The following is a 24560-nucleotide window of genomic DNA, read 5'->3' on the forward strand; positions in this document are numbered from 1 at the left end:
TCATCTTCACTCCTGATCCTGTATGTTTTTCAGCGAATCTCCAAATACCCAGATTCGGTTTCCGATAAAATTCATCATCATTCCGCCGATAGTGGCGGCGAGCTTACTCACCAAAAGCGAACAGCCGCCTTTTTGAAACTCGTACAGCAGCAAAAAGGTGATTCCCGACGCGGCAAGATTAATGATGAGAAAGCGCACGATCTCTTTCCCGCCAGCCTTGCGCTTTACACGAAACGTCCACTTCCGGTTCCACACATAGCTGTTGATGATCCCTGCCGAATAGGAGCAGATCTGCGCCGGCAGATAGGGGACAAGGCAAGCGGTGAGAAGAAAGAAGACACCAAAATCGATCAGCGTATTGCCGGCGCCCACGGTGCAAAAACGGCCTGCTGTCTTTACTTTTTCTTTCAGCATAACGGCATCCGGTTTTGACCTCCCTTCATAAGTAAGATGCGGATCGCTGTCCTATTTGTTGATATGGATTACTTTAGCGGACAGTGTTGAATAAACAATTACTAAAATATGAACAAAACATGAAAACGTAATGAGGCTTTGTAAAACTCATTAAGTTAACAGTTTTGTAGTTTAGGTTGACATATTAAGCGTGAAACACTAATATTCTGTATAAGTGTTAACCTTTTATTATTTTGGTTAACATTAAATTTCAAAGTGAAAGAAAGGAGGGAAATTTCATGCGGGAAGAGACCTATTACAGCGTCAGAATGAGAGCTTCCCGAAACGCCCCCCATGAGCAGGGCGGAAAACACATTTCCGGCGGAGAACGGCTCATCACTTACAGCGGTTTACAGGAAGCGGTAGATGGCTTATTACATAAAGGCTTCTCGCACTCAAGAGGGATACCTGATTTTATGCAGATTCAGCTTGAAAGCGTTCATGAACCGATCGAAACGATCCGCCCTTTGCCGGTTGCCTTCCATCAAACAGACACGCCGGAAAAAGGACAAGCAATCGCCCGCAAGCTTCTGCAAAAGGCGGGGATTCCTCCGCACATGATCGAGAAAGCGTACGAAAACATTGCGGAATATGCAGAAGCAAGAGGAGCGGTCCTGTTTGATATCCGGGCAGGAAAACGCATTGACTGCAGAGGGAATAGAGGTGTGCGGGTATCCCGAGTGGATTGGCCGTCACATGATTTTCAAAAATGGGCTTTTACTCACAACATGCCGGAAAATTCACGAATAAAAGAAGCACATGCCATCGCGGCAAAAGTTTGCGCACATCCGGGAATTATTGCCGAATTGTGCTGGTCAGATGACCCTGATTACATAACAGGCTACGTTGCCGCAAAGAAGCTGGGATATCAGCGGATTGCCAAGATGAAGAATGCCGGAGATGAAAGCGGATGCCGGGTTTTCTTTACTGATGGCTCCATAGATACGGAGAGCTGTATCCATTTTTTAGAGAAGCAGCCTGTATTCATTCAGCGGGAGGAGAACATATGAAACAATCAATGATTGAAAAAAGCAAACAGCATCTTTGGCTGCCTTTCACACAAATGAAAGATTACGATGAAGATCCGTTAATCATTGAAAGCGGAAACGGGATCATGCTGAAAGACATCAGCGGCAAAGAATATTATGACGGCTTTTCTTCAGTATGGCTCAATGTACACGGCCACCGCAAAAAAGAAATGGATGAAGCGATTCAAAAACAGCTTGAAAAAATCGCTCATTCGACTTTGCTGGGTATGACGAACGTTCCCGCAACAGAACTTGCGGAGATGCTGACGGGCATCACACCGGAAAAGCTGACACGCGTTTTTTACTCCGACAGCGGAGCGGAAGCAATGGAAATCGCTCTGAAAATGGCCTTTCAATACTGGAAAAACGTAGGGAGACCTAAGAAGCAGACGTTTATTTCGATGCAGAACGGCTATCACGGCGATACGATCGGAGCCGTCAGCGTCGGCTCCATTGAACTCTTCCACCATGTGTACGGCCCGCTGATGTTTGAAAGCTACAAAGTCCCGATTCCTTATGTATACAGATCTGAAAGCGGTGACCCCGTACAGTGCCGGGATGAATGCCTTCACGCGCTCGAACAGCTGCTTGCAAAGCACCACGAAGAGATTGCCGCACTTACGATTGAATCGATGGTGCAAGGCGCATCCGGGATGATCGTCATGCCTGAAGGCTTTCTGGCAGGCGTACGAAAGCTGTGTACGGCATATGATGTGTTAATGATCGTTGACGAAGTGGCGACGGGGTTCGGCCGCACCGGAAAAATGTTTGCCTGTGAGCATGAAAATGTCCAGCCGGACTTGATGGCGGCAGGGAAAGGCATTACGGGAGGCTATTTGCCGATCGCTGTGACGTTTGCCACAGAAGCCATTTATGAAGCATTCTACGATGACTACGACAAAATGAAAACATTTTTCCACGGCCATTCCTATACAGGAAATCAGCTTGGCTGTGCCGCGGCAATTGAAAATCTGCGTTTATTCGAATCAGAGCGCATCGTTGAACGAGTCGCCGAAAAATCAAAAACGGCTGCGAAATTTCTTCATGATCTGAAGCAGCTTCCTCATGTCGGCGATGTCCGCCAGCTCGGTTTGATGTGCGGCATAGAGCTTGTGCAGGATAAGGGGACAAAACAGCCTTATCCGCCTGAAAAGCGGATGGGGTACAAGGTGTCCTTGAAAATGAGAGAGCTGGGTATGCTGACACGGCCGCTCGGTGACGTCATCGCCTTTCTTCCGCCGCTCGCCAGCACAACCGACCAGTTACAAGCCATGATCTCCATTATGAAAGAAGCGATAGCCGAGGTGACCGGCCGTGGATTTTGACGGATGGCTCCTCGGAAGGCTCGATGCAGTGAAAAGAGACGGGCTGTATCGGACGCTGCGAACACAGGAAACCGCTCTTAAAACCAAGGGGCAAAAGCGGCAGACCTGGGCGTCCAATGACTATTTAGGCCTGTCAAAAGATGAACGGCTGATCACAGCCGCGCAAACAGCGCTGAGCCGGTTCGGAGCGGGAAGCGGCGGCTCACGGTTAACGACAGGAAATACTGTGTGGCACGAAAAACTTGAACAAACAATCGCGGACTTTAAACAGACGGAAGCGGCTTTATTATTTTCAAGCGGTTACTTGGCGAATATCGGCGTGCTTGCCTCACTGCCTCAAAAAGGCGATGTCATTTTAAGCGATCAACTGAACCATGCGAGCATTGTTGACGGCTGCCGTTTATCAAAAGCGGAAACCATCGTGTACCGCCATATTGATATGGCTGATCTTGAGAAAAAACTTGCCTCCGTCCAGACTCGGAACCGCCGCTTTATCGTCACAGACGGCGTTTTCAGCATGGACGGCACCATCGCGCCTCTTGACCGAATAATGGCGCTTGCAAAGCAGTACCAGGCATTTGTGATAGCAGATGACGCGCATGCAACCGGTGTACTCGGGGAAAACGGCGGGGGAACCAGTGACTATTTCGGTGTTTGTCCTGATGTTGTCATCGGCACATTAAGCAAAGCAGTCGGAACGGAAGGCGGTTTTGCCGCGGGATCAAACATTTTCATTGATTTTTTGCTGAATCAGGCGAGGACGTTTATTTTTCAGACGGCCCTCCCGCCGTCAATTTGTGCGGCTTCGCATACGGCATTTGACCTCATATCAGATATGCACGATACGCGCCGTGAGCTGCAGTCGTCTGTCAAAAAGATAAAAACGCGTCTGGCCGATATGGGCTTTATCGTAAGAGGCGGGGATACACCGATTATCCCCGTTATCATCGGTGATGCAAAAACAGCGGTTTCAGCCGCTGCGCTGCTGGAGAAAAAGGGAATCTGCGCCCCGGCCATCCGCCCGCCCGCCGTTCCGGAAGGCGAAAGCAGAATCAGGCTGACCGTTACGGCGGATCGCAGCTTACAGGACATAGACGAGCTGACAGAAGCATTTGATTCCATTAGAAAAGAGCTGAATATAAACAAATGAGAAGTTTTTTTGTCACAGGAACCGATACCGGCGTCGGAAAAACCATCGTTTCTTGCGGACTTGCCGCGGCATTCAGGCAGAAACAGGCGGATATCGGAGTGTTTAAGCCGTTTTTAAGCGGCGTGCCGCGGACTCATCCGGAAAGTGACACCTCGCTGTTGAAAAACATGTCACAAACCGCACTGTCTCATGAAGAAATCACGCCATTTGAATGGAAAGAGCCGCTTGCGCCGTACACGGCCGCCTTGCTTGAGGGGGAATCCGTGAGCATGGATGAAGTCATGGCCCACTGGAGTAAGATCAAAAATCGTCATGAGTGTTTCATCGTCGAGGGGGCAGGCGGCATTTCCGTTCCGCTTGGTGAAAATTACTTAGTCAGTGATCTGATAAAAGCCTTGGAATTACCGGCAGTGATTGTCGCCAGGCCTGATCTCGGAACCATCAACCACACATATTTAACCGTTGAATATGCGAAAAACATGGGAATAGAGGTTCTCGGCATTATGATCAACGGCGTAAGGAACAGGCCGGGGCTGGACGAGAAGACAAACCCGAGCATGATTGAAACATTATGCAAAGTTCCGATTTTGGGAATCACACCGAAGCTGGATCACGTTTCACCGGAAAACATTCAACACATGATTGAGAAACATATAGATGTTTCCTCTTTCATGAATCTGACACAAATGGGGAGATAAACATGAATCAATGGATGGATCTTGCAGAGAGAGTGCTGGACGGGGCGGAAGTAACGAATCAAGAAGCGCTGGCCATTTTAAATTGTCCTGATGAGGATCTTTTATTGCTGATGCATGCCGCTTTTCATATCAGAAAACGATTTTACGGAAAAAAAGTAAAGCTGAATATGATTATGAATGCAAAATCAGGCCTGTGTCCGGAAAATTGCGGGTACTGTTCACAATCTTCAATATCAAAAGCGCCGATCGAGTCTTATCGGATGGTGGATAAGCATATATTGCTTAAGGGGGCAAAACGCGCCCACGACCTGAATATAGGGACATACTGCATCGTCGCCAGCGGGCGGGGACCGTCGAACAGAGAAGTAGATCAAGTTGTTGATGCTGTCAAAGAAATTAAAGAAACGTACGGTTTAAAAATCTGCGCATGCCTCGGTCTGCTGAAGCCGGAACAGGCAGAGCGCCTGAAACAGGCAGGAGTAGACCGGTACAATCATAACATCAATACATCACAAAGGAATCACTCAAACATTACGACCTCCCACACGTATGACGACAGGGTCAATACAGTGGAAACGGCGAAACAATCGGGGATGTCGCCTTGTTCGGGTGTCATCGTCGGCATGAAAGAAACGAAACAGGACGTCATTGATATGGCGAACAGCTTAAAAGCGCTTGACGCCGACAGCATCCCGGTTAATTTTCTGCATGCGATTGACGGAACTCCGTTAGAAGGGGTAAGCGAATTACATCCGGTGTATTGCCTAAAAGTGCTCGCCTTATTCCGTTTTATCAATCCGTCAAAAGAAATCCGTATCTCAGGAGGCCGGGAAGTCAACCTTCGTTCGCTGCAGCCGCTGGGACTTTACGCCGCAAATTCGATTTTCGTCGGAGATTACTTAACGACTGCAGGGCAGCATGAAACAGAGGATCATCAAATGCTCCATGATTTAGGGTTTGAAGTCGAATCCGTTGAAGAAATGAAAGCCGGCCTGCAATCCGCCTGCAATACGGAGGTATAAGATGACGGCGGGCCTATCGACTGCACATCCGTCCCTCCATGCGGATTCGGATTTTTGGAATGACCCTTACCCGTTTTATGAAAAACTGCGTGCCATTGATCCTGTTTATAAAGGAACCATATTAAAACATCCGGGCTGGTATGTCACCGGGTATAAAGAAGCGGCAGCGATTTTGAAAGACACCCGATTTAAAAACCGCATTCCTCTTCCGGAAGCTTCAACGAAATATCAAAATCTATCGCATATCCAGCACGATATGCTGTTATTTAAAAATCAATCAGACCATAAGCGGATGCGGATGCATATAGGTAAAGAATTTACCGCAAAGACGGCGGAATCACTTCGCCCCTGTATAAAAGAAACGGTTCATGACTTGTTGGATCAAATCCAAAACAAAAAAACCGCAGACCTTGTTTCAGAGTTTGCCTTTCCATTGGCAAGCCTCATCATTGCGGAGATACTCGGAGTGCCGAAAGAGGAGAGATATCAATTCAGACAATGGACGGCAGACGTCATTCAGGCCATTGATCTTACCCGGTCAAGAAAGACGTTAGTCAGAGCAAGCGACACCGCAGGCAGGCTGACTGCATATTTCAGAGATTTGATTCACGAGCGGAAAGCACATCCTCAGGAAGACTTAATCAGCAGGTTTATTATGGGGAAACAGCTTTCAAAAGACGAAGTACTCGCGACATGTATCTTACTTGTCATAGCCGGACACGAGACGACGGTAAACCTCATGAGCAACGGTGTGTTTACTTTGTTGAAACACCCTGAACAGCTTAGCGCACTGAGAGAAAACCCCTCGCTTATTGAAACTGCTGTCGAGGAATGTCTGCGCTACGACAGCCCCGCGCAGCTGACGGCACGCACCGCTTCAGAAGACTGTGAAATAAATGGGAAGACCATAAAAAAAGGAGAGCAGGTATATATCCTTTTAGGAGCGGCCAATCGCGATCCAAGCATATTCGATCAGCCTCATAAAATGGATATCCGAAGAAAACCGAATCTGCATCTTGCATTCGGAAAGAACGCCCATTTTTGCATAGGCTCCTCATTAGCGCGCATCGAAGCACAAATTGCAATTCTCACACTGTTTGAGCGGATGCCTAAGCTTCGGCTGGCCGCACACCGCCTTGAATACCGGAAGCTCATTGGTTTTAGGTCGCTCAAAGAGCTTCCGGTTGTCCTTGGCTGAATGACCATGCAGGAGGGCCGGATTTTATCGGTTCCTCTTGCAGGAAATAAATGAAAGAAAAAAGAATACATATTTATAAAGCAAAAATCCTTTCTGATCCATCTCACTGTCCCTAAAAAACTCACTGCTCAGCCAATCAATATCATGCAGCAAGGGTCTCCTTTTCTCTCGCCAAAACGGAAAATTCACCATGATGCACATTTTTTCAGCCTCAGAAACTGTACAAAATCGGCATGTTTTTTGCTTTATTTTCTCGATTTTTGTAAGCGCTTACTAATTTTGAGCAGAAAAGAGGGGGATTTGTGGACATTGTTATTATTTTATTGGCATTAGGCACGCTGATGTTTGCGGCTTACCGGGGCTTTTCAGTTATTTTATTCGCCCCGATTTGTGCGCTGTTTGCCGTGCTTCTTACAGATCCAAGCTTCGTACTTCCTTTCTTCTCGAATATATTTATGGAGAAGATGGTAGGATTTATTAAGCTGTATTTTCCCGTATTTCTTTTAGGGGCCGTTTTTGGCAAGGTTGTTGAAATATCCGGGCTCGCCGAGTCGATTGCAAAAACAATCGTCAGGCTTGTGGGAGCAAAAAGAGCCATTCTCGCCATCGTCTTAATGGGTGCGATTTTAACGTACAGCGGCGTCAGTCTCTTCGTAGCGGTGTTTGCCATTTATCCGTTTGCTAAAAACCTATTTATTAAAGCTGATATTCCCAAGCGTCTGATACCCGGTACGATTGCATTGGGCGCGTTTACTTTTACAATGGATGCGCTTCCCGGCACACCGCAAATTCAAAATGTCATTCCGACAGCTTTTTTTAAAACAAACATTTATGCCGCTCCCTGGCTCGGACTGATTGGTGCAGCATTTGTGCTTACGGCCGGAATGATTTATTTAGAATCCCGGCGCAAAAAAGCGGCCAATGCCGGAGAAGGCTATGCTGGATTTCAATCTGAAGTTTCCGCTGCAGAGGAACCCTCAGGTCTGGCTAATGAAAAACATACGCCTGTTTTACCGCAGGAGGCAGAACCCAGCCCCGCGCGGCAAGTGCTCGCCTTTGTTCCGCTTATCCTTGTGGGAGTCATGAACAAATGCTTCACGATGTGGCTCCCGCATTGGTACCCTGACGGATTTGATTTTGCGCAGCTCGGTTTAGAAGCGTTCGGGAAGATTGACCTTTCCTCCGTCACTGCGATCTGGTCAGTAGAACTCGCACTGTTCATCGGAATCATGACAACGATTTTGTTCGATTGGAAAAAAGTGCTCTTTAATTTGAAAGAAGGACTGAATGAGGGCATCGGGGGTGCCTTGCTGGCGTCGATGAATACAGGAGCCGAATACGGATTTGGCGGCATCATTGCGGCGCTTCCCGGCTTTAAAATGGTCAGCAGCGGCATATCGCAGACGTTTACTGATCCGCTCGTCAACGGAGCGGTGACGACCACTGCGCTTGCCGGGATTACAGGATCGGCATCAGGAGGAATGGGCATCGCTTTAAGCACGATGTCAGCAGCGTATACAGAAGCAATCAATACATTCCACATCCCACCGGAGGTCATGCACCGGGTGATTTCGATGGCCTCCGGCGGGATGGACACTCTTCCGCATAATGGCGCCGTCATTACACTGCTCGCGGTCACCGGGTTGACCCACCGCCAATCCTACAAGGATATCTTTGCCATTACCGTCATTAAAACAGCCGCTGTGTTTGTCATCATCGCCATTTACAGTCTGACGGGCCTTGTGTAGCCAAAACAGAAAGGGGAAACGAATATGGGAAAAGGAAAAGTGATGGACTCTTATAAAGATGCTGCTGCACTGATCAAGGACGGAGACACCCTCATCGCAGGAGGCTTCGGCCTGTGCGGCATTCCGGAACAATTAATTCTCGCGATCAGGGACAGCGGCGTGAAAAACTTGACCGTTGTCAGTAATAACTGCGGTGTTGATGATTGGGGGTTAGGCCTCTTGCTTGCAAACCGGCAGATCAAAAAAATGGTCGCATCCTATGTCGGAGAAAACAAAACCTTTGAACGGCAGTTTTTAAGCGGAGAGCTGGAAGTCGAATTGGTGCCCCAAGGAACGCTCGCAGAAAGAATTCGCGCGGGAGGGGCGGGCATTCCGGCGTTTTATACACCTGCGGGCGTCGGAACATCAGTAGCCGAGGGAAAAGAACATAAGACATTTGACGGGCGCACCTATCTTCTGGAGAAAGGGATTACAGGGAACGCCGCCATCGTAAAGGCCTGGAAAGCCGATCCTCTGGGCAACCTGATGTTCAGAAAGACGGCGAGAAATTTCAATCCGCTCGCTGCAATGGCAGGCAAAGTGACGATTGCAGAGGCTGAAGAAATCGTCGATGCCGGAGAGCTTGATCCCGATCAAATTCATACGCCGGGTATTTTTGTGCAGCACGTGCTGCTTGGCGGGATTCATGAAAAACGGATTGAACGCCGCACCGTCCGGCAAGCATGATAAAGGAGGCTGACAGAATGAGAGATAGCAGAAAACGAATGATCAAACGGGCTGTAAAGGAAATAAAGGACGGAATGAATGTGAACTTGGGGATAGGGATGCCGACGCTTGTAGCCAATGAGATACCGAATGATTATAACGTCCTGCTTCAGTCTGAAAACGGCTTGCTCGGGATCGGGCCTTATCCGGCGGAAGGAACGGAGGACCCCGATCTGATCAATGCGGGAAAAGAAACCATTACCGAGGTAAAGGGAGCCTCGTATTTTGACAGTGCCGAATCCTTTGCCATGATTCGCGGCGGCCACATTGATGTAGCGATTCTCGGCGGGATGGAAGTGTCCGAACGGGGAGATTTGGCGAACTGGATGATCCCCGGAAAAATGATCAAAGGAATGGGCGGCGCCATGGACCTGGTGCACGGAGCAAAACGGATTATTGTCATTATGGAGCATGTTAATAAATATGGGGAATCTAAAGTGAGAACGGAATGTACGCTGCCTTTAACCGGCAGGCAGGTGGTCGATCGGCTGATCACAGATTTGGCTGTATTCGATTTTCATGATGGCCGTATGACGCTCACCGAACTGCAGGAAGGTGTAACAATGGAGGAGGTCTTTGAGAAAACAGAAGGTCATTTTACTGTCAGCCAGTCGTTAAAAAACGGGGTCAGACCAAAATGAGGAGGTGCCGCCATGGATTCATTGCTTATTGAAAAAACAGCCGTTGTAACAGGAGCAGCCGGAGGAATCGGGCTTGAAATTGCAAGAGAATTCGCCCGTGAAGGAGCAGCCGTCATCATCTCTGATGTAAACGAACAAGCGGGGAAAGAAGCGGCGGCAGGACTTAAAGATGAAGGCTGTGAGGCAGTCAGCATCACATGCGATGTAACAAATGAAAAGCAAGTGGCCGACATGCTGCAGACGGTCGAGAAACAATTCGGACGTCTCGATATCCTTGTGAATAATGCGGGCATTCAGCATGTCGCGCCCATCGAGGAATTTCCCACCGAACAGTTTGAACGGCTCATTCGTGTCATGCTGACTGCGCCATTTATCGCAATGAAGCATGCATTCCCCATTATGAAAAAACATCAATTCGGACGAATCATTAATATGGCGTCTGTCAACGGGCTGATCGGTTTTCACGGGAAAGCGGCATATAACAGCGCCAAGCACGGCGTCATCGGTTTAACGAAAGTCGGTGCACTTGAAGGCGCGGCTGACGGCATTACCGTCAATGCGCTTTGTCCGGGATATGTGGACACTCAGCTTGTCCGCAATCAATTAAAGGACATTTCCGCAACAAGGAATGTACCGTACGAGCGGGTGCTTGAGGACGTCATCTTTCCGCTCGTTCCCCAAAAACGGCTGCTGTCAGTGAAAGAAATCGCTGATTACGCCGTATTTTTGGCCAGCGACAAAGCAAAAGGGGTCACAGGTCAGGCCGTAGTCATGGACGGCGGGTATACCGCTCAATAGTTCTTGTACTATTTAAAAAACAGCCGCTCTGAACGGCTGTTTTTTTATGCCTGAAAACCTTGTTCACTCAATAGGCCGATTCACTGCGTCAATCGGTATCCGGGCTGGGTCATTTACTTGTTCTGCGGCGTATTTTGTCCTTGCAGATTTTCCTCACCAGATCCATCTCTTGCACCGCATTTATAATCAAACGCCATCAGTTTACAATCCTTCACAGATATACAAATGAATTTTTACAATAAACAGAAAATATGTAATTTCTGACACAATAATGCCAATAGCCCTAAAACATATGAAACATGAAGAGCTCGTCCTAAGTGAAGAAGAGCCGGTAACAGGCTCCACTCCGGCTTTTCATCATCTCTCTTTAAGACTGATTTTCGGTGAAACCCTCATGTTTTATTTTATGAATAAATATATCTAATTCGTTTGTAAAATCGAACAATAACTCCTCCGAAAGTATTCTATACACATTTGTTATAATCATGCTAGGATGTTAGATAAAGGGATAATTTGTAGGATATTGTATTTCTGTTCAATATGATCGGAGGAATCTCATGAACAATCTTGCCTTTTTATTTCCTGGACAAGGGTCTCAATTTGTAGGAATGGGCAAACAATTTTGGAATGATTTTGTGCTCGCAAAGAGATTGTTTGAAGAAGCGAGCGATGCGATCTCCTTGGATGTAAAAAAACTGTGTTTTAACGGAGATATGAATGAATTGACAAAGACAATGAACGCGCAGCCCGCTATTTTAACGGTCAGTGTTATTGCTTTTCAAGTGTATATGCAGGAAATAGGGGTGAAGCCCCGCTTCCTGGCAGGTCATAGCTTAGGCGAATATTCAGCGCTTGTCTGTGCCGGCGCCCTTTCTTTTCAGGATGCCGTTACACTTGTAAGGCAGCGGGGAATTCTTATGCAGAATGCGGATTCTCAGCAGCAGGGGACGATGGCCGCCGTGACTCACCTCTCTCTTCAAACGTTGCAGGAAATATGTTCGAAAGTGTCGACGGAAGACTTTCCGGCAGGAGTAGCCTGCATGAATTCAGAACAGCAACATGTGATTTCCGGACACCGGCAAGCTGTGGAACGTGTCATCAAGATGGCGGAGGAAAAGGGAGCGGCATACACTTATTTGAATGTCAGTGCGCCTTTTCACAGTTCGCTGATACGATCAGCATCTGAACAATTCCAGACTGTATTACACCGGTATTCCTTCCGGGATGCCGCATGGCCGATCATTTCAAATGTCACTGCACGCCCTTACAGCAGCGGAAATTCGATCAGCGAACATCTCGAGCAGCACATGACGATGCCGGTAAGATGGACGGAATCGATGCATTACTTGCTTTTACACGGAGTGACGGAAGTCATCGAAATGGGTCCGAACAATGTCTTAGCCGGTCTGCTGAGAAAAACAACGAATCACATTGTACCTTATCCCTTAGGACAGACATCTGATGTTCACTTGCTTTCCAATTCAGCAGAAAGAAAGAAACATATTGTCCGTTTACGCAAAAAACAACTGAATAAATTGATGATTCAATCCGTCATTGCGCGAAATTACAACAAGGATTCAGCGGCTTATTCCAATATGACGACGGCATTATTTACGCAAATCCAAGAGCTGAAAGAGAGAATGGAAAGACATGAAAATGAGCTCTCAGAACAAGAGCTCGAACATTCGATCCATTTATGCAAATTAATTTGCGAGGCTAAACAGCTTCCGGATTGGGAAGAATTGCGGATTTTAAAATAAAGCGCCCAGGAGGGGACCTATGTATACCAGTCAATTCCAAACCTTAGTAGATGTCATTCGGGAAAGAAGCAATATCTCTGACCGCGGGATCCGTTTTATCGAATCCGATAAAAACGAGACGGTTGTCTCTTATCGCCAATTGTTTGAAGAGGCGCAAGGGTATCTTGGCTATTTACAGCATATCGGCATTCAGCCGAAGCAGGAAATCGTATTTCAAATCCAAGAAAACAAATCATTTGTCGTTGCTTTTTGGGCTTGTATATTAGGAGGAATGATCCCGGTGCCGGTCAGTATCGGAGAAGATGATGACCATAAGCTGAAGGTCTGGCGCATTTGGAACATATTAAATCACCCGTTTCTGATTGCCTCTGAAAAAGTATTGGACAAAATAAAGAAATATGCTGCAGAACACGATTTACAGGATTTCCATCATCAATTAAACGAAAAATCTGACATCATTCAAGATCAAACCTACGATTACCCCGCTTCGTTTTATGAACCTGATGCGGATGAACTCGCCTTTATCCAATTTTCTTCAGGATCGACAGGAGATCCAAAAGGAGTCATGTTAACGCATCACAACTTAATACATAACACGTGCGCCATTGGGAATGCCCTAGCCGTTCATTCGAAAGACTCTTTCTTATCATGGATGCCTTTAACGCATGATATGGGGCTCATCGCCTGCCACCTTGTTCCCTTCATAACCGGAATCAATCAAAATCTAATGCCTACAGAATTATTTATTCGCAGACCTATTCTTTGGATGAAAAAAGCTCATGAACATAAAGCCAGTATTCTATCCTCTCCAAATTTCGGGTACAACTACTTCCTTAAATTTCTGAAAAACGAACCAGACTGGGATTTATCCCACATCAAGGTCATCGCAAACGGTGCAGAACCGATATTGCCGGAGCTCTGTGACGAATTTTTGAAAAGATGCGCAGTATTCAATCTGAAAAGATCCGCCATTTTGAATGTTTACGGTTTAGCGGAAGCGTCGGTCGGCGCAGCATTCTCTAAATTAGGTAAAGAATTCGTTCCCGTTTATTTGCATCGTGACTATTTAAATCTTGGTGAAAGAGCTGTAAAAGTAAGCAAAGAGGATCAAAATTGCGCTTCATTCGTCGAAGTGGGACAACCTATTGACTATTGTCAGCTTCGGATCTCCGATGAAGTAAATGAAAGAGTAGAAGACGGAATCATCGGCCATATCCAGATCAAAGGAGACAATGTGACTCAAGGGTATTATAACAACCCCGAGAGTACGGAAAAAGCGCTGACTTCTGACGGCTGGGTAAAAACGGGAGACCTCGGATTCATTAGTGAAAGTGGTAACTTAGTCGTAACCGGAAGAGAAAAGGACATTATTTTCGTGAACGGAAAAAATATCTACCCGCACGATATTGAACGGGTCGCGATTGAAATGGAAGAGGTTGACTTAGGAAGAGTTGCCGCCTGCGGTGTATATGATCAAAAGACACAAAGCGGAGAAATCGTGCTCTTTGTTGTTTACAAAAAATCACCTGAAAAATTCGCACCGCTTGTCAAAGAGATAAAAAAGCATTTGCTCAAGCGGGGCGGCTGGAGCATAAAAGAAGTCCTTCCGATCCGAAAACTCCCTAAAACAACCAGCGGAAAGGTTAAACGCTACGAACTTGCCAGACAGTATGAGGCAGGGAATTTTGCAACAGAGTCTGCCGCTATCAATGAATGTTTGGAGAGCAGCCCGGAAACATCCGGACAGACTCCCATTCATGAAATTGAAACGGAATTACTGTCTATCTTTTCCGATGTGCTCAATGGGAAAAAGGTTCACCTCGCTGACAGTTATTTTGATATGGGAGCAAATTCATTACAGTTATCGCAGATTGCCGAGCGCATAGAACAGAAATTCGGACGCGAGCTTGCTGTTTCAGATCTCTTTACGTATCCTTCTATCACTGATTTAGCGGCATATCTGTCTGAAAGACGGGCTGAAATCAAGCAGGACGCGGCAGCGAAACCAAGCCATGTGACGCCGAAAGATATCGCCATTATCGGGATGTCGCTCAATGTCCCAGGAGCATCAACGAAAAGTGATTTTTGGAATCTGCTTGAAAAAGGTGAGCACAGCATTCGAGAATACCCTGCATCCCGGCTGAAAGATGCGGCGGATTATTTAAAGTCCATCCAAAGCGAAATCAATGAGAATCAGTTTGTGAAGGGCGGCTATTTAGATGAAATCGACCGCTTTGATTACTCGTTTTTCGGTTTAGCTCCTAAAACGGCTCAGTTTATGGACCCTAACCAAAGACTGTTTTTGCAGTCTGTATGGCATGCGATTGAAGATGCGGGCTATGCCGGCGGCAGCATGAACGGGAGCCGTGTCGGGGTATATGCAGGGTACTCGAAGGTGGGCTACGATTATGAACGTCTCCTTTCTGCGAATTATCCGGAGGAGCTTCATCAATATATCGTGGGCAATCTCCCTTCCGTGTTAGCCAGCCGAATCGCTTATTTCCTAAATTTAAAAGGGCCGGCGGTCACAGTGGATACGGCATGCTCCTCATCGCTTGCCGCGGTTCATATGGCATGTAAATCTTTAATATCCGGCGATTGTGAAATGGCTCTTGCCGGCGGTATCCGGACATCGCTCTTGCCGATCTGTATCGGACTTGATATGGAATCTTCGGACGGGTACACGAAAACGTTCAGCAAAGATTCAGACGGTACTGGCACAGGTGAAGGCGCGGCCGCAGTCCTGCTAAAACCTCTGCAGGATGCTGTTCGCGACGGAGACCATATTTACGGCGTAATCAAGGGAAGCGCGCTGAATCAAGACGGAACAACCGCCGGGATTACAGCACCGAATCCGGCAGCTCAGACTGAGGTCATTGAGACGGCTTGGAAAGACGCGGGCATTGCCCCTGAAACACTGTCTTTCATCGAAGCGCATGGCACCGGAACGAAGCTCGGCGATCCGGTTGAATTTAACGGGCTTTGTAAAGCGTTTGAAAAGTATACGGCAAAAAAACAATTTTGTGCGATTGGTTCTGTTAAATCGAACATCGGTCATTTGTTTGAAGCGGCAGGCATCGTCGGGCTGATCAAATCTGTCCTCATGCTGAATCACAAGAAAAATCCGCCGTTAGTGCACTTTAATGAACCTAATCCGCTCATTCATTTTCACTCTTCACCATTTTACGTAAACCAGGAAGCTGCAGCGTTCACATCCGGTGAAGAGCCGCTGCGAGGCGGAGTCAGCTCATTTGGCTTTAGCGGGACGAACGCTCATGTGGTATTGGAAGAATATATTTCTCAAAGTAAGTATGCGCCCGAGGATGAACATGGGCCGCACCTATTTGTTTTATCCGCTCATACTGAAAAATCACTCTATGAACTCGCACAGCAGTACCGGCAATATGTATCGGATGACAGCCAAGCTTCATTAAAGTCCATTTGCTATACAGCCAGTACGGGCAGGGCTCATTTGGATCATGGCATTGCCATGATTGTATCCGGTAAACAAGAACTATCGGATAAGCTGACCCGCCTGATTCAGGGAGACAGAAACCTTCCCGGTGTATACATCGGCTACAAGAATATGAAGGAAATGCTGCCCGCTCATAAAGAAGAGCTGAATAAACAAGCAGCCGCACTGATTAAGCAGCGTTTACGTACGCAAGATGAACGGATCACATGGCTGCATCGCGCCGCCGAATTATTTGTGCAAGGAGCCGTTATCGATTGGCGCGCGCTTTATTCCGGTGAAACTGTACAAAAGACGCCATTGCCCCTGTATCCGTTTGAACGGAGCCGATGCTGGGCTGAAGCTGACCAATTGCGCTTAAACGAGGACGAAAAGAGAGGAGAAGCGGCATTGAATATCAATCAATCGAAGGCGCACATTGAATCCTTCTTGAAAACTGTAATCAGCAATGCTTCGGGGATCAGAGCGGAGGAACTCGATCTGAATGCTCATTTTATCGGGCTCGGGATGGATTCCATCATGCTGTCACAGGTCAAAAAAGCCATCGCGGACGAATTTGGGGCAGACATCCCGATGGATCGTTTTTTTGATACGATGAACAACCTTCAAAGTGTCATAGATTACTTGGCTGAGACCGTTCCATCGTCCTTTGCATCCGCTCCGCCTCAAGAGAATGTTCCGGCGCAGGAAATACAGGTCATTTCAGAAGCACAGTCTGAATCGGATCGCAGAGAAGGTCATCAAGAGCATATGCTCGAAAAAATAATCGCTTCTCAGAATCAATTAATTCAGGATACCTTGCAAGCTCAATTAAATAGCTTTAATTTGTTGAGAAACAGCGGACATCATTCCGATGAGAAAGAATACGCTAAAGCGCAAGAGAAATCAATTCCTTCTGTCAAGCAGGGGCCTCCGGCCGTCACTGCAGAAAAGAAAGCGGCTCAAGAAGCGAAACCCTATGTTCCTTTCCAGCCTCAGAACCTGCATGATCAGGGACACTATACCGCACGGCAAAAACAATACTTAGAAGATTTCATCAAGAAGTACGCAGATAAAACGAAAGGTTCCAAACAATATACAGACAACACCCGATTTGCTCATGCAAACAACCGCAACTTGTCCAGCTTCCGTTCGTATTGGAAGGAAATCGTATACCCGATTATCGCCGAACGATCTGACGGTTCTAAAATGTGGGATATTGACGGAAATGAATATATCGATATCACCATGGGGTTCGGAGTTAACCTTTTCGGGCATCATCCTTCCTTTATTACACAGGTTATCGATGATTCAACCCGTTCATCATTGCCTCCGCTCGGCCCGATGTCAGATGTCGCCGGTGAAGTTGCCGACCGGATCCGCACATGTACCGGGGTGGAAAGGGTCGCTTTCTATAATTCCGGAACAGAGGCCGTCATGGTTGCCCTGCGTTTGGCGCGGGCAGCAACAGGAAGAAAGAAAGTCGTGGCGTTCTCGGGATCTTATCACGGCACGTTTGACGGCGTATTAGGGGTTGCCGGCACAAAAGGCGGAGCTGCGTCTGCGAATCCGCTGGCTCCGGGCATACTGCAGAGCTTTATGGATGATTTGATTATTTTACATTACAACAATCCCGATTCGCTGGACGTGATCCGCAGTCTTGGTGATGAATTGGCAGCCGTACTGGTGGAACCGGTACAAAGCCGCAGACCGGATTTGCAGCCGCGGGCATTTTTGAAAGAATTGCGGGCGATCACGCAGCAATCCGGAACAGCTCTGATTATGGATGAAATTATTACCGGATTTCGGATCGGTCTCGGCGGCGCACAGGAATGGTTCGGCATTCAGGCTGATTTAGTGACCTACGGAAAAATCATCGGCGGCGGACAGCCGTTAGGGGTAGTTGCCGGAAAAGCTGAGTTCATGAATGCGATCGACGGGGGTACCTGGCAGTATGGGGACGATTCCTACCCGCAAGACGAGGCGAAACGCACGTTTGTGGCCGGCACCTTCAATACTCATCCGCTTACCATGAGAATGTCATTAGCCGTCCTTCGTCATTTACAAACCGAGGGAGAACATCTGTATGAGCAGCTGAATCAAAAAACAGCCTACTTGGTCGATGAGCTGAATCGCTGCTTCGAACTAGCGCAAGTGCCTATCCGCATGGTTCGATTCGGTTCTTTATTCCGGTTTGTCTCATCGCTTGATAATGACTTGTTCTTTTACCATCTCAACTATAAAGGTGTCTATGTGTGGGAAGGACGCAACTGCTTCTTGTCCGTCGCGCATACCGCAGATGATATCGAAAATATTATTCAAGCGGTGAAAGACACGGTGGAGGATCTTCGCCGAGGCGGATTTATTCCGGAAGGCCCGGATTCCCCTGATGGCGGAGGCCGTAAAAAGTCCGGGACGCGCGAGCTTTCACCTGAACAAAAGCAGTTGGTTATGGCATCCCATTACGGGAATGAAGCTTCCGCCGCTTTAAACCAGTCCATTATGCTGAAAGTGGAGGGCGAACTGCAGCATACGCCATTAAAACAAGCCGTCCGGCATATCGTTGACCGTCATGAAGCTTTACGTACGGTGATTCATCCCGATGACGAGGTACAGCAAGTGCAGGAACGGATGAATATAGAAATACCAGTCATTGATTTTACCGGTCACCCGCATGAACATCGGGAGTCGGAAATTCAAAAATGGCTGACAGAAGATGCCAAGCGGCCGTTGCATTTCCATGAACAAAAGCCTTTGTTTAGAATCCATGTGCTTACTGCGGCTCACAATGAACATCTGATTGTGCTCACGTTCCATCATATCATTGCCGATGGATGGTCAATCGCCGTTTTTGTTCAAGAACTGGAGAGCAACTACGCGGCAATTGTACAAGGAAAACCAATTTCACCGAAAGAGGCAGATGTTTCGTTTCGCCAATACTTAGACTGGCAGCAGGCACAGATTGACAGCGGCCATTATGAAGAAGGGGTCCGTTATTGGCGGCGTCATTTCTCTGAACCGATACAGCAGCCAATTCTGCCGAGCGCAGCTTCTGTCTGTTATCCGAAGGGGTATGAGGGAGACCGGTGTACCGTCAGGCTTGGACGGCCATTGAGCGAGGCTTTAAGGTCATTAAGCATTCAGATGAAAAATAGCGTATTTGTGACGATGCTGGGTGCATTTCATCTTTTTCTGCACCGGCTTACCAAACAGTCAGGCCTTGTGATCGGGGTCCCCGCTGCAGGTCAATCGCATATGAAACAGCATGATCTGATTGGAAATTGCGTCAATATGATTCCGGTGAAGAACACGTCTACTTCAGAAAGCACTTTAACCGGTTATCTTGGCAGTATGAAAGAAAGCGTGAATCTTGCAATGCGGCACCAAGCCGTCCCGATGACACTGGTGGCCAGAGAGCTTCCGCACGATCAAGTGCCGGATATGCGTATTATCTTTAATTTAGACAGGCCTTTTCGAAAGCTGCATTTCGGAAAGGCGGAAGCGGAGCCCGTTGCATACCCGGTAAAATGCACCCTGTATGATTTATTTCTTAACATAACAGACGCGCATCAAGAATATGTTCTTGATTTCGACTTTAATACGAACGTCATCAGTCCGGAAATCATGAAAAAGTGGGGAGCGGGTTTTACAAAATTGCTGCAAAAAATGGTTGAGGGAGATTCAATCCCTCTTGACGCCATGATGCTGTTTTCCGATGAAGAACAGCATGATTTACAAGCACTTTATGCCGAACACCAGAAGCGGGTCTCTTCAATAGGAAGCAATACAGCAAATTTCACTGAAGCCTACGAGGCGCCGGTAAATGAAACGGAGCGGCAGCTGGCGCGGATTTGGGAGGAACTTTTCGGCCTTGAACGGGTCGGCAGATCAGATCGCTTCCTGGCTCTGGGAGGAAACTCACTCCAGGCGACGCTTATGCTTTCCAAAGTTCAGAAGACATTTCATCAAAATGTTTCCATCGGACAATTTTTCAATCACCAGACTGTTAAGGAATTAGCACATTTCATTCAGAACGAAACAAAAGTCGTGCACCTCCCGATGAAGGCTGCCGAGAAAAAAGCGTATTACCCGACATCGCCGGCACAGCAAAGAGTATATTTCCTGCACCAACTGGAACCGGATCAGCTGGCGCAAAATATGTTCGGCCAAATATCAATAACAGGGAAGTACGATGAGCAAGCCCTGATCTCATCTCTTCAACAAGTGATGCAGCGGCACGAAGCGTTTCGCACGTATTTCGACATTATAGATGGCGATATCGTTCAGAAACTTGAAAACGAAGTTGATTTTAACGTTCATGTCCGGACAATGAGCCGGGACGAATTTGATGCCTATTCAGACCGGTTTGTAAAACCGTTCCGCCTGGACCAAGCTCCGTTAGTTCGTGCAGAGCTGATCAAGATTGAAAACGAGCAGGCCGAACTGCTCATCGATATGCATCATATCATTTCGGACGGTTATTCCGTCAACATCCTTACAAATGAATTGCTGGCTTTATATCATCAGAAACCATTACCGGACATTGAATTTGAATATAAAGATTTCGCAGAATGGCAAAACCAACGGCTGAATGAGGATGCTATGAAGCGGCAGGAGACATATTGGCTGGAACAATTTCAAGACGAAATTCCCATCCTTAACCTGCCGACAGACGGTTCAAAAGCGGCAGAACGGTCTTCTGAGGGACAGCGTGTGACATGCTCCTTACAGCCGGATGTCATCCGTTCGCTTCAAGATTTGGCGCAAAAGGCGGAAACCACTCTCTATACGGTGCTTCTGGCCGCCTATAATGTGCTGCTTCATAAATATACGGGACAAGAAGACATTGTCGTTGGCACGCCTGCTTCAGGAAGAAATCATCCGGATATCGAAAAGATCATCGGTATTTTCATACAAACCATTGGAATCCGGACGAAGCCGCACGCCAATAGAACGTTTACGGATTATCTGGAAGAAGTAAAGCGGCAGACGCTTGACGCTTTCGAAAACCAAGACTATCCATTCGACCGGCTTGTGGAGAAATTAAATGTGCAGCGGGAAACAACCGGACAGTCTATGTTTAACACGATGTTTGTGTTTCAAAACATTGAATTTCATGAAATCCGGCACAATGAATGTACATTTAAAGTGAAAGAACGAAATCCAGGGGTCTCTTTGTATGATTTGATGCTCACAATCGAAGATGCCGGTCAACAGATAGAGATGCATTTTGATTATAAACCGGGACGATTCACAAAAGACACCATTGAACAGATCACCAAACACTATACCGCCATTTTAAACAGTCTTGTTGAGCAGCCGGAGATGACATTGTCTTCCGTTCCTATGCTGTCTGAAACCGAACGGCATCAACTGCTGACGGAGTGTAATGGCACAAAGACGCCGTGTCCGCATAACGAAACAGTAACCCGATGGTTTGAAATGCAAGCAGAACAGAGTCCCGATCATGAAGCCGTTATTTTTGGCAATGAGCGGTATACGTACAGACAGCTCAATGAACGGGCGAACCGATTGGCGCGGACGTTACGGACAAAAGGCGTACAAGCGGATCAATTCGTTGCCATCATCTGCCCGCATCGGATCGAACTGATTGTCGGAATTTTGGCTGTTCTGAAAGCCGGCGGCGCATACGTGCCCATTGATCCTGAATATCCGGAAGATCGGATCCAATATATCCTGAGAGATTCAAGGGCGGAGGTTGTGTTGACACAGCGCAGCCTGCTGGATCAATTACCGTATGATGGTGACGTTGTGCTTTTGGATGAGGAAAACTCATACCATGAGAATCACTCGAATCTTGAATCGGACAGCGATGCGCATGATTTGGCCTACATGATCTATACGTCAGGTTCCACGGGAAATCCAAAAGGTGTCCTCATTGAGCATCAGGGACTGGCTGATTATATTTGGTGGGCGAAAGAGGTTTATGTAAGAGGTGAGAAAACCAACTTCCCATTATACTCTTCCATCTCTTTCGATCTGACTGTGACCTCGATATTTACACCGCTGGTTACGGGAAATACCATCATTGTCTTTGACGGCGAAGATAAAAGCGCTGTGCTTTCTGAGATTATGCGGGACTCAAGAATAGACATGATCAAATTGACCCCGGCACATCTGCACGTCATCAAGGAGATGAATATCGCTGGCGGCACGGCAATACGGAAAATGATTGTCGGCGGAGAAAATTTAAGCACCCGTCTGGCCAAAAGTGTCAGCGAGCAGTTTAAAGGCCGGCTGGACATTTTCAATGAATACGGACCGACGGAAGCTGTCGTCGGATGTATGATTTATCACTTCGACGCAGAACGGGACAAGCGGGAATTTGTACCGATCGGCACTCCGGCTGCCAACACGGATATTTATGTGGCCGATGCAAGCAGAAACCTGGTTCCGATCGGGGTAATCGGCGAAATATATATCAGCGGACCGGGTGTTGCCAGAGGGTATTGGAACCGTCCGGATTTAACGGCAGAGAAATTTGTTGAAAACCCGTATGTCCCGGGAGCGAAGATGTACAAATCAGGGGATTTGGCTAAGCGGTTGAAGGACGGAAATCTTGTATATATCGGGCGCGTTGATGAACAAGTCAAAATCAGGGGATACCGAATCGAGCTTGGTGAAATTGAAGCAGCAATGCATAACGCGGAAGCGGTGCAAAAAGCCGCGGTTACGGTGAAAGAAGAAGAAGACGGCTTAAAACAATTATGCGCGTATTACGTAAGCGGCAAGCCTATAGCGGCTGCGCAGCTTAGGGAACAATTGTCATCGGAGCTTCCGGACTACATGGTTCCGTCCTATTTTGTCCATCTGGAGCATATGCCGTTAACGTCCAACGGGAAAATAAACCGTAAGGCACTGCCTGCACCAGAAGCGAGTCTGCAGCAGACAGCTGAATATGTTCCGCCGGGTAATGAGACGGAGTCCAAACTGACAGATTTATGGAAGGAAGTGCTCGGAATAAGCCAAGCGGGGATCAAACATAATTTCTTTGATCTCGGAGGCAACTCCATCCGAGCGGCTGCCTTAGCCGCCAGAATTCACAAAGAGCTGGATGTGAATCTGTCTCTCAAAGACATATTCAAGTTTCCTACCATTGAACAATTGGCTGACAAGGCGTTACACATGGACAAAAATCGATATGTACCGATTCCGGCTGCAAAGGAAATGCCATATTATCCGGTTTCTTCAGCTCAGAGGCGGATGTATTTGTTAAGTCACACAAAAGGCGGCGAGCTGACTTACAATATGACGGGTGCCATGAATGTGGAAGGGACGATCGATCCCGAACGGTTAAACGCCGCTTTCCGAAAATTAATCGCGCGTCATGAATCGTTGAGGACCAGCTTTGATTTATATGAAGGCGAGCCGGCACAGCGTATTCATCAGAACGTCGACTTTACGATAGAACGGATTCAAGCAAGCGAAGAAGAAGCGGAAGACCGTGTGCTTGATTTCATCAAAGCGTTTGACTTAGCCAAACCGCCGCTGATGCGGGCCGGACTGATTGAAATTGAACCTGCGCGGCACGTGCTTGTGGTTGATATGCATCATATCATTTCTGACGGTGTGTCCGTCAATATTCTGATGAAAGATTTAAGCCGAATCTACGAGGGGAACAAACCGGACCCGCTCTCTATTCAATATAAAGACTTTGCAGTTTGGCAGCAATCGGACATTCAGAAACGGAACATCAAGAGCCAGGAAGCGTATTGGCTGGATCAGTTTCACGGTGATATTCCTGTACTGGATATGCCTGCGGATTATGAGAGACCTGCCATACGCGATTACGAAGGCGAATCATTTGAATTTCTTATACCAGAACACTTGAAACAGCGTTTAAGCCAAATGAAAGAAGACACAGGAGCAACACTGTATATGATTTTATTGGCAGCCTATACGATTCTTTTATCCAAATACAGCGGACAAGAAGATATTATCGTAGGAACGCCATCTGCCGGGCGGACTCATTTGGATGTAGAGCTGGTCGTGGGAATGTTCGTCAATACGTTAGTCATTCGCAATCACCCGGCGGGCCGTAAAACATTTGATGCCTACTTAAACGAAGTAAAAGAAAACATGCTGAACGCCTATAAAAATCAAGACTATCCGTTGGAAGAATTAATTCAGCATCTGCATCTTCCAAAAGATTCAAGCCGCAATCCTTTATTCGATACGATGTTTGTGCTGCAAAATCTCGATCATGCTGAATTGACTTTCGATTCTCTTCAACTCAAGCCGTATCCATTTCATCATCCGGTTGCGAAATTCGATTTGACCTTGTCGATTCAGGCGGACCGCGACAACTATCACGGACTGTTTGAATATTCGAAAAAACTGTTTAAGAAAAGCAGAATCGAGGTTTTATCAAACGACTACTTACACATCCTATCGGCGATTTTGGAACAGCCAAGCATTCTAATCGAACATATCGGATTGAGCGGCAGCAATGAGGAAGAAGAGAACGCGCTTGATTCTATTCAATTGAACTTTTAGGGAAAA

At 47.2% G+C, this 24560-nt stretch carries 13 protein-coding genes; 12 read left to right on the plus strand and 1 reads right to left on the minus strand.

Annotated elements, in window-relative coordinates; genetic code table 11:
• Positions 1-6: 6 nt before the first annotated feature.
• Positions 7-414, minus strand: a complete 408-nt coding sequence (locus OWN49_RS00085; protein ID WP_077722412.1) for a GtrA family protein — start codon at positions 412-414, stop codon at positions 7-9.
• 278 nt (positions 415-692) lie between these two features.
• On the opposite strand from OWN49_RS00085, the gene OWN49_RS00090 reads away from it, so the two are divergent.
• The 12 genes from OWN49_RS00090 to bamA all read left to right on the plus strand — a co-directional run bounded on the left by OWN49_RS00090 (position 693) and on the right by bamA (position 24554).
• Positions 693-1463 carry a 6-carboxyhexanoate--CoA ligase gene (locus tag OWN49_RS00090; RefSeq protein ID WP_077722411.1) on the plus strand — a complete coding sequence of 257 codons (771 nt, stop codon included), beginning with the start codon at positions 693-695 and terminating at the stop codon, positions 1461-1463.
• On the plus strand, positions 1460-2806 hold the full coding sequence (gene bioA / locus OWN49_RS00095; RefSeq protein WP_077722410.1) for an adenosylmethionine--8-amino-7-oxononanoate transaminase: 1347 nt from the start codon (positions 1460-1462) through the stop codon (positions 2804-2806). The genes OWN49_RS00090 and bioA overlap by 4 nt, the downstream gene beginning before the upstream one ends.
• Positions 2796-3956: an 8-amino-7-oxononanoate synthase gene (gene bioF / locus OWN49_RS00100; protein WP_003153909.1), complete on the plus strand. Its 1161-nt coding sequence runs from the start codon at positions 2796-2798 to the stop codon at positions 3954-3956. The genes bioA and bioF overlap by 11 nt, the downstream gene beginning before the upstream one ends.
• Complete coding sequence (gene bioD / locus OWN49_RS00105; protein WP_077722409.1) at positions 3953-4654, plus strand: dethiobiotin synthase; 702 nt, start codon at positions 3953-3955, stop codon at positions 4652-4654. Before bioF ends, bioD begins: the two co-directional genes overlap by 4 nt.
• Before the next feature lie 2 nt (positions 4655-4656).
• Entirely contained in the window at positions 4657-5676 is a 1020-nt protein-coding gene (gene bioB, locus OWN49_RS00110; RefSeq protein WP_003153914.1) for a biotin synthase BioB, read from the plus strand.
• Position 5677: 1 nt separating this feature from the next.
• Positions 5678-6874, plus strand: coding sequence for a cytochrome P450 (locus tag OWN49_RS00115; protein WP_077722408.1), 1197 nt, complete (start codon positions 5678-5680; stop codon positions 6872-6874).
• 302 nt (positions 6875-7176) lie between these two features.
• Positions 7177-8622, plus strand: coding sequence for a GntP family permease (locus OWN49_RS00120; RefSeq protein ID WP_077722407.1), 1446 nt, complete (start codon positions 7177-7179; stop codon positions 8620-8622).
• 24 nt (positions 8623-8646) lie between these two features.
• The gene (locus OWN49_RS00125; protein WP_003153920.1) at positions 8647-9348 is read left to right on the plus strand and encodes a CoA transferase subunit A; all 702 of its coding nucleotides are present in this window, start codon (positions 8647-8649) and stop codon (positions 9346-9348) included.
• Between the two features lie 17 nt (positions 9349-9365).
• Positions 9366-10028, plus strand: coding sequence for a CoA transferase subunit B (locus OWN49_RS00130; RefSeq protein ID WP_007410136.1), 663 nt, complete (start codon positions 9366-9368; stop codon positions 10026-10028).
• A 12-nt stretch (positions 10029-10040) separates the two neighbouring features.
• On the plus strand, positions 10041-10826 hold the full coding sequence (locus OWN49_RS00135) for a 3-hydroxybutyrate dehydrogenase (protein WP_077722406.1): 786 nt from the start codon (positions 10041-10043) through the stop codon (positions 10824-10826).
• A 557-nt stretch (positions 10827-11383) separates the two neighbouring features.
• Complete coding sequence (bamD, locus tag OWN49_RS00140; RefSeq protein ID WP_077722405.1) at positions 11384-12586, plus strand: bacillomycin D biosynthesis malonyl-CoA transacylase BamD; 1203 nt, start codon at positions 11384-11386, stop codon at positions 12584-12586.
• 19 nt (positions 12587-12605) lie between these two features.
• Positions 12606-24554 carry a bacillomycin D hybrid PKS/NRPS BamA gene (bamA, locus tag OWN49_RS00145; RefSeq protein ID WP_176283349.1) on the plus strand — a complete coding sequence of 3983 codons (11949 nt, stop codon included), beginning with the start codon at positions 12606-12608 and terminating at the stop codon, positions 24552-24554.
• The last annotated feature ends 6 nt before the right edge of the window (positions 24555-24560 follow it).

It is taken from the genome of Bacillus sp. NEAU-242-2 (assembly GCF_027853835.1).
Taxonomy (GTDB): domain Bacteria; phylum Bacillota; class Bacilli; order Bacillales; family Bacillaceae; genus Bacillus; species Bacillus velezensis.

Bases quoted from the DNA above. Each gene is read 5' to 3' on its own strand.
- OWN49_RS00130 (WP_007410136.1), top strand. From the start codon at position 9,366: ATGAGAGATAGCAGAAAACGAATGATCAAACGGGCTGTAAAGGAAATA.
- bamD (WP_077722405.1), top strand. From the start codon at position 11,384: ATGAACAATCTTGCCTTTTTATTTCCTGGACAAGGGTCTCAATTTGTA.
- OWN49_RS00085 (WP_077722412.1), bottom strand. From the start codon at position 414: ATGCTGAAAGAAAAAGTAAAGACAGCAGGCCGTTTTTGCACCGTGGGC.
- bioB (WP_003153914.1), top strand. From the start codon at position 4,657: ATGAATCAATGGATGGATCTTGCAGAGAGAGTGCTGGACGGGGCGGAA.
- bioD (WP_077722409.1), top strand. From the start codon at position 3,953: ATGAGAAGTTTTTTTGTCACAGGAACCGATACCGGCGTCGGAAAAACC.
- OWN49_RS00115 (WP_077722408.1), top strand. From the start codon at position 5,678: ATGACGGCGGGCCTATCGACTGCACATCCGTCCCTCCATGCGGATTCG.
- bamA (WP_176283349.1), top strand. From the start codon at position 12,606: ATGTATACCAGTCAATTCCAAACCTTAGTAGATGTCATTCGGGAAAGA.
- OWN49_RS00135 (WP_077722406.1), top strand. From the start codon at position 10,041: ATGGATTCATTGCTTATTGAAAAAACAGCCGTTGTAACAGGAGCAGCC.
- bioA (WP_077722410.1), top strand. From the start codon at position 1,460: ATGAAACAATCAATGATTGAAAAAAGCAAACAGCATCTTTGGCTGCCT.
- OWN49_RS00090 (WP_077722411.1), top strand. From the start codon at position 693: ATGCGGGAAGAGACCTATTACAGCGTCAGAATGAGAGCTTCCCGAAAC.
- OWN49_RS00125 (WP_003153920.1), top strand. From the start codon at position 8,647: ATGGGAAAAGGAAAAGTGATGGACTCTTATAAAGATGCTGCTGCACTG.